We start from the raw sequence: 10,954 nt of genomic DNA on the forward strand, positions 1-10,954 counted from the left end.
GGCCTTTTGCGGCCGCCGTTTCTTCTTTATAGTCATAGTGACTATAAAGAAGGAGGGCGACGTGACGCTCGCGGACGTACTCGATCCCCTGCAGCAGCCCCTGGTGACGGTCCTGGACACCCCGGTCAGCTGGACCGAGGTACTGGGCTTCGGCAGTGGTGCGCTGTGCGTCTGGCTCGTGGCCCGCCAGCACCTCGCCAACTGGCCGATCGGCATCGCCAACAACCTGTTCTTCATCCTGCTGTTCACCCAGTCCGGTCTGTACGCCGACGCCGGCCTGCAGATCGTCTTCATCGCCCTCGCCGCGTACGGCTGGTGGACCTGGACCCACGGGGGTGGACCAGGTACATCCGTCCTGCCGGTGCGGAGCACCACCCGCACCGAATGGAGCTGGCTGCTCGCGGCGGGGGCGGTGGGGACCCTCGGCCTCACCCTGCTGCTGTCCCGGGCCACGGACTCGACCGTGCCGTTCTGGGACGCCCTGACCACCTCGCTGTCGCTCATGGCGACCTACGGACAGTGCCGCAAGCGCGTCGAGTCCTGGTGGCTGTGGATCGCCGCCGACGTGGTGTACATCCCGCTGTACGCGTACAAGGAGCTCTACCTGACCTCCCTGCTGTACCTCGGCTTCCTCACGCTCTGCCTCGTCGGGCTGCGCAGCTGGAACCGCGACATGGCGTCCGGCCGGCGCGAAGGCGTGGTGGTGCCGGTATGAAGCGCCACGGACACGGACTGGTCCTCGGCAAGTTCTACCCGCCGCACGCGGGCCACCACCACCTCGTCCGCACCGCACGGGACCGCTGCGAGAGGCTCACGGTCCTGGTCTGCGCCGCCTCCGTCGAATCCGTCCCGCTCGCCGACCGGGTCGCCTGGATGCGGGAGGCCCACCCCGACGTCCGGGTGGTGGGCGCCGTCGACGACATCCACATGGACCTCGCCGACGCGGCCGTATGGGACGCCCACATGGAGGTGTTCACCGCGGCGGTGCCCGAACGGGTCGACGCCGTCTTCACCTCGGAGTCGTACGGCGAGGAACTGGCCCGCCGCTTCGGCGCGGAATCCGTCCTCGTCGACCCGGGCCGCACCCTCTTCCCCGTCTCGGGCACCGCGGTCCGCGCCGACCCCGCCCGCTGCTGGGACTACCTGGAGCCGCCCGTACGGTCCGCGCTCGCCCGCCGCGTCGTCGTCCTGGGCGCCGAGTCGACGGGCACCACGACCCTGGCCCGCGCCCTGGCCGACCATTACCGCGGGCGCGGCGGCGCATGGGCGCAGACACGGTACGTCGCGGAGTACGGGAGGGAGTTCAGCGAGACGAAACTCGCCGCCCTGCGCGCCGGTTGGCCGGGCGCCCAGTGGGAGGACGTCACCTTCACCACCGATGACTTCCCCCTCATAGCGGAGACCCAGAACGCCAGGGAGGAGGCCGCCGCGAGGGTGGGATCCCCGGTGCTCTTCTGCGACACCGACTCCTTCGCCACCACCGTCTGGCACGAGCGCTACATCGGCGGACGCAACCCACTCGTCGAGAAGACCGCCGACCGGGTCACCCACCACCTCTGGCTGCTCACCGACCACGAGGGCGTCGCCTTCGAGGACGACGGACTGCGCGACGGCGAGGAGCTGCGCCCCTGGATGACGGACCGCTTCCGCGCCGAACTCACGCGGACCGGAAGGCGGTTCATCGAGGTCACCGGGTCCCGCAGCGAGCGGCTCGACACGGCCGTGGCCGCTGTGGACGAGATCCTCGCCGCCGGCTGGAACTTCACCGCACCCCTGCCGGAGAAACGATGAGCACCGCCCCCGAGGGGTACGACCCCCACGCCTTCGTCCCCTTCGCCGTCACCGTCGACCTCGCGGTCTTCACGGTCCGCGAAGCACGGCTCCACGTGCTGCTCGTGGAACGCGGCCAGGCCCCCTACAAGGGGCGGTGGGCGCTGCCCGGCGGCTTCGTCCTGCCCCGTGAATCGGCCGAGGAGGCGGCCCGCCGCGAGCTCGCCGAGGAGACCGGCCTCACCCAGAAATCCGTGTGCGCCTTCCACCTCGAACAGCTGCGCACCTACAGCGACCCGGACCGCGACCCCAGGATGCGGGTCGTCTCCGTCGCGTACGCCGCGCTCGTGCCCGACCTCCCCGAACCCCGGGGCGGCGGGGACGCGGCCCACGCGCAGTGGTGGGACGCCGGCGGCACCGGGCCGCTCGCCTTCGACCACGACCGCATCCTGGCCGACGCGCACGACCGGATCGGCGCCAGGCTCGAGTACTCCTGCCTGGCCACCGCGTTCTGCCCCGCCGAGTTCACCCTCGGTGAGCTCCAGCAGGTCTACGAGACCGTCTGGGGCGTCGAGCTGGACCGGCCCAACTTCCGGCGCAAGGTCCTCACCACGCCCGGCTTCGTCCAGGCCGTGGACGGACCGCCGCGCCGCACCGGCGGACGGGGAAAACCGGCCGCTCTCTACCGGGCGGGTGCCGCCACCGCCCTGCACCCTCCATTGCTGCGCCCGGAAGGACGCCCTGAAGGACGGACATCATGATCCCGACAAGGATTCTCACCAAACAAGCGGCCACGGGCGCGCTGACCGGGCTCGCGCTCGGCGACGCGCTGGGCTTCCCGACCGAGTTCAACAACGTCCCCGCGATCCTCGCGAAGTGCGGGCCCTGGCGCCGGATGCAGCTGCCGAAGCCCGCGTTCGTCACCGACGACACCCAGATGACGCTCGCCCTCGGTCGCGGCATCCGCACCGCCATGGACCGGGGCCTGCTCACCCCGGAGCGCCTGGTGGGGCCGGTCCGGGAGGAGTTCGTCCGCTGGTACCGCTCCCCGGACAACAACCGTGCCCCCGGCCGCACCTGCATGACGGCCTGCCGCATGCTCGAGGAGGAGCGGCCCTGGCAGGAGGCCAGCCAGACCGGTTCCAAGGGCTGCGGTGCCAACATGCGGGTCGCACCCGTCGGCCTCGTACCCGGACTCAGTGAGGAACAGCGTTCCGGTGCCGCTCAGCTCCAGGCCGCACTGACCCACGGTCACCCCACCGCGCTGGCCGCATCCGACCTGATGGCCCGCGCGGTGTTCCTGCTGGCACAGGGGGCCGAACCGATGGGCCTGGTCGGCCAGTTGCGCAGCTACGCCTACGAGAACGGCAGCCGCTACCCGGCGCGCTGGCTCGGTGACCTCTGGCGGTACGCGGGCGACGCCTCGCCCGAGGCGTACATCCGGCGTGGCTGGGACGAGTGCCTCACCGCCCTCGCCCGGGTCCAGGACGCCCTGCGGAACCCGTCCCCCGAGACCGACCCCTGCGAGGCCACCGGCGACGGCTGGATCGCCGAGGAGGCCCTCGCGACGGCCCTGCACTGCTTCCTGCTCTTCCCCGAGGAACCGGTCACCGCCCTGCGCCGGGCCGCCTGCACGCGAGGCGACTCCGACTCCCTCGGCTGCCTCACGGGCGCGCTTGCGGGAGCGCACCTGGGGGCGGGCGCCTGGCCCAAGGAGTGGTCGGAACGCATCGAGTACCGCAGCGACCTGCTGTCGCTGGCCGCGCTCTGGGACGCTTGATCCATGCACAGCGATACGACGCTCCTGCGCCGGGCCGGGCTGCCGGTCACCGACCTGACCCCGATACTCGCCGAGGAGCCCTGCCCGCTCCTCTTCGCCACGGTCTCGGGCGCACACCTGTACGGCTTCCCCTCGCGGGATTCGGACGTGGACCTGCGGGGGGTCCACGTCCTGCCCGCGGAGGATCTCGTCGGCCTCCGTGAGCCGGAGGAGACACGGTCACGGATGTGGGACCACGACGGGGTCGAGATGGACCTCGTCACCCACGATCTCCGTAAGTTCGTCCGGCTCATGCTGAAACCCAACGGCTACGTGCTGGAGCAGCTGTTGTCCCCGCTGGTGGTGCACACGAGCGGCCTCCACGCGGAACTGGTGGCGCTCGCACCGTCCGTGCTGACCCGCAACCACGCCCACCACTACCGCGGGTTCGCCGGAACCCAGTGGCGGCTGTTCGAGAAGACCGGAGAGCTGAAACCGCTGCTCTACACGTTCCGTGCCCTGCTCACCGGCATCCACCTGATGCGTGGCGGACCGCTCACGGCTCATCTGCTGACACTGCTGGGGGAGATGCCCGGTCCGTCGTTCCTGCCCGCGCTGATCGAGGCGAAGGCCGAGGCGGAGCACGGAGCGGCGGACACGGTGGACCGTGCCGCGGCGGCGCGGGAGGCGGAGGCGCTGCACGGTGTCCTCGACGACGCGCAGGCGAGGTCCCGGCTGCCCGAAAGGCCCTCAGGGTTCGACGCGCTGCACGACCTCGTCGTCCGGGCCCGGCTCGCCCGGCACGACGGCCCGCGGGGAACCGGCCGGAGCGCGTAGGAGTTCACCCGTCATGGCTGTCATCCACAGAACGACCATGGAACCGGGCAAACTGCAGCTCCTCGCCGCCTGGCTCCCCAGCCGGCCCTGGTACAGGGGGACGGGCGCGCCGGAACTGACCCGCGCCGGAGGGTTCCGGCTCGACGATCCCGAGGGCGACGTGGGGATCGAGTTCATGGTCGTCACCGACACGTCCGGCGACGGCCCCGTCGCGTACCACGTACCGGTCACCTACCGAGGGGCACCGCTCGACGGAGCCGGTGAGGCGCTCGTCGGAACGTCCGAACACGGGGTGCTGGGGCGGCGCTGGGTGTACGACGGCGCGCACGACCCGGTCCTGGTCGCCCAGTTGCTCGCGCTGCTCCACGGGCAGACCGAGCCGCAGGCCCAGAGCCTGAGCGACACCCCCGACCCGTCCGTCGCCGTCAGCCCGGCCCCGGCAGGGCCGACGGCGGTGGACGCGTCCGTTCCCGTCCACGAGGGGAAGCACAGCACCGCCGTCGTGCTGGACACGGAGGCGGGTGAGGGGGCCGCGGCACCGGTCACCCTCGAGGTGCGGCGTGTCCTGCTGCCGGAGGACTCCGGGGCCGGTGATGCCGATGCCGATGCCGATGTCCTGGGGCACGTCACCGCCGGGTGGAGCCTGCCGGGAGGAGAGGAGATCCGCGGCCGGTTCGCCGTCCTGGCACGAGGGCCACGCTGACCTGGTCCGAGGACCATCCCCACCGGTGGTTCAAGCCGTCCCGCCCGCCGCCGACGCCCGCCTGGTCCGCACCAGGAACGCCTCCACGCGCTCCCGGTCGGGCTCCGGCGGCAGCGGGGAGCGGGAGACCGCCTCGTCGTTCTCCTCGGCCAGGCGCGTCATCCGGCGTTCCACCTCGGTCCACGGGACCTCTCCCCGCTTCACCGCCAGCAGACCCTCGCGCGCGTCCCCGGCCTCGATCCGCAGCTCGCCCGTCCTCAGCAGGTCCCGGCAGGACGCCAGCAGCCGCAGCAGGTGCATGGCGTGCTTCCAGCGCGGAGCGCCGTGCACACGGACATCGGCCTCCAGCTTCCGCCGCTGGCCCAGGGCGTAGCGTACGAACGTCCCGTGGGCCCGCCGGGACAGGAAGGCCCCGCGCAGGCCGAGGAGCTCCCGGCCCGTGGCGTCGATCCGCTCCACGAGCGGGGAGTGCAGGCACTCCAGCACATTGGGGTTCGCCCGCAGTGCCAGCTCGCAGAAGCGCTCCAGCTCCCAGGAGAACTGCTCGTCCGCCGGCCCCTCCACATGGGCCGGCGGCTTCGTGAAGCCCCAGAACAGCGGGGTGGGCGCGAGGAACACCCCGCGCCGGTCCGTGTCGCTGTCGTCCGTGGCCAGTCCGAAGGCGCGGGAGCCCATCACACAGGAGTAGACGGTGTGATCCCGCACGAGCCGCGCGCCGTCAGAGGTGATCATGCGCGCGAGCGTACGCGTCCTACCCGAGCCGGATGCTGTCGCCCTCGACGGTGATCCGCTCGGCGGGCAGCGGACGCGTCGCCGGGCCGTTCTCCACCGCGCCGTCCTTGATGCTGAACCGGCTGCCGTGGCACGCGCAGTCGATCGTGCCGTCGGCGACCGTGGCGACGATGCAGCCCGCGTGGGTGCACACCGCGGAGAAGGCCTTGAACTCGCCGGCGGTCGGCTGGGTCACCACGATCTTGCGGTCCTTGAAGATCGTGCCGCCGCCGGCCGGGACATCGGAGGTCTTCGTCAGCTCAGCGTCCCCGGAGGCGGGCGGGGAGCTCTCCTCATCCCCGCCTCCGTCCCCGTCGGACGAACCGCAGCCGGTCACCAGTGCGGCGGCTCCCGCCGTCAGGACCGTCCTTCGCCGTGCGTTCATGGCTCTCCTCGCGGGGTGATCGATACATATGGCCGATGACAGGCATCGTGACCCCGCCCGGCGCCCGGGGCGCGCAACCCGGCGGTGCGTGCGCCCGACCGGGTGTCGCCGGAGCGCCGTGCCCTTCGCCGCGTCTCACGGACAGAGCACCGTGACCGGCGCCGTCGCCGCACCTCTAGGCTGAAAGGGCACACAGCACGAGGCGACGAGGGGTACGACGTGGCGGTACGAGCAGTCCGTGGAGCCGTCCAGCTGGACCGGGACGAAGCCGGGCACATGGACGAGCGGGTGAGCGAACTGCTCACCGCCGTCCTGGAGCGCAACCAGATCGTCGCGGACGACCTGATCAGCGTGTGGTTCACGGCCACCCCCGACCTGCACAGCGACTTCCCGGCGGCCGCCGCCCGGGGCCTCGGCATCGTCGACGTACCGCTGATCTGCGCCCAGGAACTCGACATCGCCGGGGCCATGCCCCGGGTGGTCCGCATACTGGCCCACGTGGAGACGTATCTCTCCAAGGCAGAGATCAGCCACGTCTACCTCGGCGCCACCGGCGCCCTCCGCAAGGACATCGCCCAGTGAGAACAGCCCTCGTCATCGGAACCGGCCTGGTCGGCACCTCCGCCGCCCTCGCCCTCGCGGGGCGCGGTGTCCAGGTGCACCTCGTGGACCGTGACCCGTCCTCGGCACACACCGCCGCCGCACTGGGCGCCGGGACGGACGAGGCTCCCGAGGGCCCCGTCGACCTGGCGATCATCGCCGTACCGCCCGCCCACACCGCCGCGGTGCTCGCCACGGCCATGAGTGAAGGGATCGCCCGGGCCTACCTCGACGTCGCCAGCGTCAAGGGCGGCCCGCGCCGCGAGCTGGAAGCGCTCGGCGTCGACCTCACGCCGTACATCGGTACGCACCCCATGGCCGGCAAGGAGCGCTCCGGGCCCCTCGCGGCCACCGCCGACCTCTTCGAGGGCCGTCCCTGGGTCCTCACGCCGACGCGGGACACCGACACCGAGGTCCTCAACCTCGCCCTGGAACTGGTCGCGCTCTGCCGCGCAGTCCCCGTCGTGATGGACGCCGACGCCCACGACCGTGCCGTCGCCCTGGTCTCCCACACCCCGCAGCTGATCTCCTCGATGGTCGCCGCCCGCCTGGAGGAGGCCGACGAGACCGCCGTACGCCTGTGCGGCCAGGGGATCAGGGACGTCACCCGCATCGCGGCCTCCGACCCCCGGATGTGGGTGGAGATCCTCTCCGCCAACCCCGGCCCCGTCGCCGACGTGCTGGCGGGCGTCGCCGCCGACCTGGACGAGACGGTCCGGGCGCTGCGCGGTCTGCAGTCCGCCGACGAGGACAAGCGACGTGCGGGCACCGAGGGCATCGAGGACGTCCTGCGCCGCGGCAACGCCGGCCGGGTCAGGGTCCCCGGCAAGCACGGGGCGGCCCCGGCCTCGTACGAGATCGTCGCCGTGCTCATCAGCGACCGGCCGGGCGAGCTGGCGAGCATCTTCGCCGACGCGGGGCGGGCGGGCGTCAACATCGAGGACGTACGCATCGAGCACGCCACCGGTCAGCAGGCCGGACTGGTCCAGCTGATGGTCGAGCCGAGCGCCGCACCCGCGCTGGGCGCGGCCCTCAGCGAGCGCGGCTGGTCGATCCGCCCGTAACGGGCCCCGGGGGCGGGCCCCGGAGACAGGGGTACAAAGCCGCTTCGCGCACTCGGTAACCTTGTGGGGAGGGCGCCCCGGTCTGCCCTGCCCCGCTCCGCCCGCCCCCGTGTACCAGGAAGGTGTCCACCACCGTGGAAACCGTAAGCGCCGCCGCCCGGACCGCCCCGGCCGCAGTGATCGTCGCCATCGACGGCCCCTCCGGCACAGGCAAGTCGAGCACCTCCAAGGCCGTCGCCGCCCAGCTCGGCCTGAGCTACCTGGACACCGGCGCCCAGTACCGGGCCATCACGTGGTGGATGCTGAACAACGGCATCGACGTACAGAACGCGGCCGAGATCGCCACGGCCGCCGCCAAGCCGGTCATCGTCTCCGGCACGGACCCGTCCGCCCCGACGATCACCGTCGACGGCGAGGACGCCTCGGGCCCGATCCGTACCCAGGAGGTCACCTCCAAGGTCAGCGCCGTCAGCGCCGTGCCCGAGGTGCGCGCCCTGATCACCGAGCTGCAGCGCTCCATCGCCACGGAGGCCGAGCGCGGCATCGTCGTCGAGGGCCGCGACATCGGCACGACCGTGCTGCCCGACGCCGACATCAAGATCTTCCTGACCGCCTCCCCCGAAGCGCGCGCCGCCCGCCGCAGCGGTGAGGTCAAGGGCTCCGACCTCACCGCCACCCGGGAGGCGCTGATCAAGCGGGACGCCGCCGACTCCGGCCGCAAGACCTCGCCGCTGGCCAAGGCCGGGGACGCCGTCGAGGTGGACACCACCGACCTGACCCTCACGCAGGTCATCGAGTGCGTCGTCACCCTCGTCGGGGAGAAGCAGGCCGCCAAGTGACCGAAGCCACCGCCGCGCCGACGCTGCGCGGAGCGGCCGTCGGGCGCGGGATCGGCATCGGGCTCATGTACGGGCTGTTCAAGCCCCGTGTGCTCGGAGCGTGGCGCGTCCCCACCACGGGACCCGTCATACTCGCGGTGAACCACGCGCACAACATCGACGGACCGATGCTGATGGGCACCGCACCCCGGCCCGTCCACTTCCTGATCAAGAAGGAGGCGTTCGTCGGTCCCCTCGACCCGTTCCTGCGCGGAATCGGGCAGCTGAAGGTGGACCGTACGACCGTCGACCGCAACGCCATCACGCAGGCACTCGGCGTGCTGGACGACGGCGGGGTCCTCGGGATCTTTCCCGAGGGCACCAGGGGCGAAGGGGACTTCGCCTCCCTGCGCGCGGGGCTCGCGTACTTCGCGGTGCGCGGCGGGGCGCCGATCGTTCCCGTCGCGGTTCTGGGAAGCACAGAACGACGTGGACGGTTGATATCGGCACTGCCTCCGCTGCGCAGCCGGGTCGACGTCGTCTTCGGCGGCGCCTTCCAGGCCGGTGACGGCAGTGGGCGGCGGACCAGGAAGGCGCTGGACGAGGCGACGCTGCGTATCCAGGGCGAGCTGACCGCTCACCTGAAGAACGCCAGGCGTCTCACCGGACGCCTGTGACACTTGAGTAGTGGGCCGCGCGATCGTGGCCCATCGATGATGATGCAAAGAGGAACGGACTTCATGAACGACCAGATTCACTCCGGCGGCTCGGACCACGAGCACGGAGCACTTGGCGATGCCGAGTACGCGGAGTTCATGGAGCTCGCCGCGCAGGAGGGGTTCGACCTCGAGGACGTCGAGGGCGCGATCGGTGAGGCCGGTCACGGGCCGCTTCCTGTGCTCGCCGTCGTCGGCCGCCCGAACGTGGGCAAGTCGACCCTGGTGAACCGCATCCTCGGCCGCCGCGAGGCCGTCGTCCAGGACAAGCCGGGCGTCACCCGTGACCGGGTCAGCTACGAGGCCGAATGGGCCGGCCGCCGCTTCAAGCTCGTCGACACCGGCGGCTGGGAGCAGGACGTGCTGGGCCTCGACGCCTCCGTCGCCGCCCAGGCCGAGTTTGCGATCTCGACGGCCGACGCGGTCGTCTTCGTCGTCGACGCGACGGTCGGCGCGACCGACACCGACGAGGCCGTCGTCAGGCTCCTGCGCAAGGCCAAGAAGCCCGTCGTCCTGTGTGCCAACAAGGTCGACGGACAGAGCGGCGAGGCGGACGCCACCGCGCTCTGGTCGCTCGGTCTCGGCCAGCCCCACCCGGTTTCCTCCCTGCACGGCCGCGGCACCGGCGACATGCTCGACGCCGTGCTGGAGGCGCTGCCCGAGGCCCCGGCCCAGACGTTCGGCAACGCACTCGGAGGCCCGCGCCGCATCGCGCTCATCGGCCGTCCGAACGTCGGCAAGTCCTCGCTGCTGAACAAGGTCGCCAACGAGGACCGCGTCGTCGTCAACGAACTCGCCGGCACCACCCGTGACCCGGTCGACGAGCTGATCGAGCTCGGCGGCATCACCTGGAAGTTCATCGACACGGCCGGCATCCGCCGGAAGGTCCACCTCCAGGAAGGCGCGGACTACTACGCCTCGCTGCGTACCGCGGCCGCCGTGGAGAAGGCCGAGGTCGCCGTCATCCTGATCGACTCCAGCGAGTCGATCAGCGTGCAGGACCAGCGCATCGTCACCATGGCCGTGGAAGCCGGCCGTGCGATCGTGCTCGCCTTCAACAAGTGGGACACCCTCGACGAGGAGCGTCGCTACTACCTGGAGCGTGAGATCGACACGGAGCTCGCGCAGGTCGCCTGGGCTCCGCGCGTCAACGTGTCGGCTGTGACCGGCCGCCACATGGAGAAGCTGGTCCCGGCGATCGAGACCGCGATCGAGGGCTGGGAGACCCGTGTCCCCACCGGCAGGCTGAACGCCTTCCTCGGTGAGATCGTCGCCTCCCACCCGCACCCGGTGCGCGGTGGCAAGCAGCCCCGCATCCTGTTCGGCACCCAGGCGGGCATCAAGCCCCCGCGCTTCGTGCTCTTCGCGTCCGGCTTCCTGGAGCACGGCTACCGCCGCTTCGTCGAACGCCGTCTGCGCGAGGAGTTCGGCTTCGAGGGCACGCCGCTGCACATCTCGGTGCGGGTGCGCGAGAAGCGCGGCCGCAAGAAGTGAGCTGACCCGTACGACGAAGCCCCGGACCACCCGTGCG

General features: G+C 71.6%; 13 protein-coding genes. 11 read left to right on the forward strand and 2 right to left on the reverse strand.

What is annotated here, in order from left to right:
- Positions 1-61: 61 nt before the first annotated feature.
- From pnuC to ACFWFI_RS35020, 6 genes are read left to right on the forward strand one after another with little or no spacing between them, the layout of a single operon-like run.
- On the forward strand, positions 62-715 hold the full coding sequence (gene pnuC, locus ACFWFI_RS34995; RefSeq protein ID WP_387398357.1) for a nicotinamide riboside transporter PnuC: 654 nt from the start codon (positions 62-64) through the stop codon (positions 713-715).
- Positions 712-1,791 (forward strand): AAA family ATPase, encoded by a 1,080-nt coding sequence (locus ACFWFI_RS35000; protein ID WP_387398332.1) that lies wholly within the window; start codon positions 712-714, stop codon positions 1,789-1,791. The genes pnuC and ACFWFI_RS35000 overlap by 4 nt, the downstream gene beginning before the upstream one ends.
- Entirely contained in the window at positions 1,788-2,531 is a 744-nt protein-coding gene (locus ACFWFI_RS35005; RefSeq protein ID WP_387398334.1) for an NUDIX hydrolase, read from the forward strand. The genes ACFWFI_RS35000 and ACFWFI_RS35005 overlap by 4 nt, the downstream gene beginning before the upstream one ends.
- Positions 2,528-3,550 carry an ADP-ribosylglycohydrolase family protein gene (locus ACFWFI_RS35010; RefSeq protein ID WP_387398337.1) on the forward strand — a complete coding sequence of 341 codons (1,023 nt, stop codon included), beginning with the start codon at positions 2,528-2,530 and terminating at the stop codon, positions 3,548-3,550. The genes ACFWFI_RS35005 and ACFWFI_RS35010 overlap by 4 nt, the downstream gene beginning before the upstream one ends.
- A 3-nt stretch (positions 3,551-3,553) precedes the next feature.
- Complete coding sequence (locus ACFWFI_RS35015; protein WP_387398339.1) at positions 3,554-4,366, forward strand: nucleotidyltransferase domain-containing protein; 813 nt, start codon at positions 3,554-3,556, stop codon at positions 4,364-4,366.
- A gap of 13 nt (positions 4,367-4,379) precedes the next feature.
- On the forward strand, positions 4,380-5,069 hold the full coding sequence (locus tag ACFWFI_RS35020; protein WP_387398341.1) for a maltokinase N-terminal cap-like domain-containing protein: 690 nt from the start codon (positions 4,380-4,382) through the stop codon (positions 5,067-5,069).
- Between the two features lie 30 nt (positions 5,070-5,099).
- On the opposite strand, the gene ACFWFI_RS35025 is transcribed toward ACFWFI_RS35020, so the two are convergent.
- A complete protein-coding gene (locus tag ACFWFI_RS35025) occupies positions 5,100-5,801 on the reverse strand; it encodes a nucleotidyltransferase domain-containing protein (RefSeq protein WP_387398343.1) in 702 nt (233 codons plus the stop codon).
- Positions 5,802-5,820: 19 nt separating this feature from the next.
- Positions 5,821-6,225 (reverse strand): Rieske (2Fe-2S) protein, encoded by a 405-nt coding sequence (locus ACFWFI_RS35030; protein WP_387398345.1) that lies wholly within the window; start codon positions 6,223-6,225, stop codon positions 5,821-5,823.
- Between the two features lie 219 nt (positions 6,226-6,444).
- On the opposite strand from ACFWFI_RS35030, the gene aroH reads away from it, so the two are divergent.
- The 5 genes from aroH to der all read left to right on the forward strand — a co-directional run bounded on the left by aroH (position 6,445) and on the right by der (position 10,917).
- Positions 6,445-6,807 (forward strand): chorismate mutase, encoded by a 363-nt coding sequence (aroH, locus tag ACFWFI_RS35035; RefSeq protein WP_387398347.1) that lies wholly within the window; start codon positions 6,445-6,447, stop codon positions 6,805-6,807.
- Entirely contained in the window at positions 6,804-7,889 is a 1,086-nt protein-coding gene (locus ACFWFI_RS35040) for a prephenate dehydrogenase (protein WP_387398350.1), read from the forward strand. Before aroH ends, ACFWFI_RS35040 begins: the two co-directional genes overlap by 4 nt.
- 122 nt (positions 7,890-8,011) lie before the next feature.
- Positions 8,012-8,728: a (d)CMP kinase gene (gene cmk, locus ACFWFI_RS35045; protein ID WP_387398352.1), complete on the forward strand. Its 717-nt coding sequence runs from the start codon at positions 8,012-8,014 to the stop codon at positions 8,726-8,728.
- Positions 8,725-9,384, forward strand: coding sequence for a lysophospholipid acyltransferase family protein (locus ACFWFI_RS35050; protein WP_387398353.1), 660 nt, complete (start codon positions 8,725-8,727; stop codon positions 9,382-9,384). Before cmk ends, ACFWFI_RS35050 begins: the two co-directional genes overlap by 4 nt.
- A gap of 63 nt (positions 9,385-9,447) precedes the next feature.
- The gene (gene der / locus ACFWFI_RS35055) at positions 9,448-10,917 is read left to right on the forward strand and encodes a ribosome biogenesis GTPase Der (protein WP_387398355.1); all 1,470 of its coding nucleotides are present in this window, start codon (positions 9,448-9,450) and stop codon (positions 10,915-10,917) included.
- The last annotated feature ends 37 nt before the right edge of the window (positions 10,918-10,954 follow it).

Source organism: Streptomyces sp. NPDC060209 (assembly GCF_042728155.1).
Lineage (GTDB): Bacteria > Actinomycetota > Actinomycetes > Streptomycetales > Streptomycetaceae > Streptomyces.

Excerpts from the sequence above, each read along its gene's own strand:
- ACFWFI_RS35000 (WP_387398332.1), top strand. The coding sequence starts at position 712 with ATGAAGCGCCACGGACACGGACTGGTCCTCGGCAAGTTCTACCCGCCG.
- ACFWFI_RS35005 (WP_387398334.1), top strand. The coding sequence starts at position 1,788 with ATGAGCACCGCCCCCGAGGGGTACGACCCCCACGCCTTCGTCCCCTTC.
- ACFWFI_RS35010 (WP_387398337.1), top strand. The coding sequence starts at position 2,528 with ATGATCCCGACAAGGATTCTCACCAAACAAGCGGCCACGGGCGCGCTG.
- ACFWFI_RS35015 (WP_387398339.1), top strand. The coding sequence starts at position 3,554 with ATGCACAGCGATACGACGCTCCTGCGCCGGGCCGGGCTGCCGGTCACC.
- ACFWFI_RS35020 (WP_387398341.1), top strand. The coding sequence starts at position 4,380 with ATGGCTGTCATCCACAGAACGACCATGGAACCGGGCAAACTGCAGCTC.
- ACFWFI_RS35025 (WP_387398343.1), bottom strand. The coding sequence starts at position 5,801 with ATGATCACCTCTGACGGCGCGCGGCTCGTGCGGGATCACACCGTCTAC.
- ACFWFI_RS35030 (WP_387398345.1), bottom strand. The coding sequence starts at position 6,225 with ATGAACGCACGGCGAAGGACGGTCCTGACGGCGGGAGCCGCCGCACTG.
- der (WP_387398355.1), top strand. The coding sequence starts at position 9,448 with ATGAACGACCAGATTCACTCCGGCGGCTCGGACCACGAGCACGGAGCA.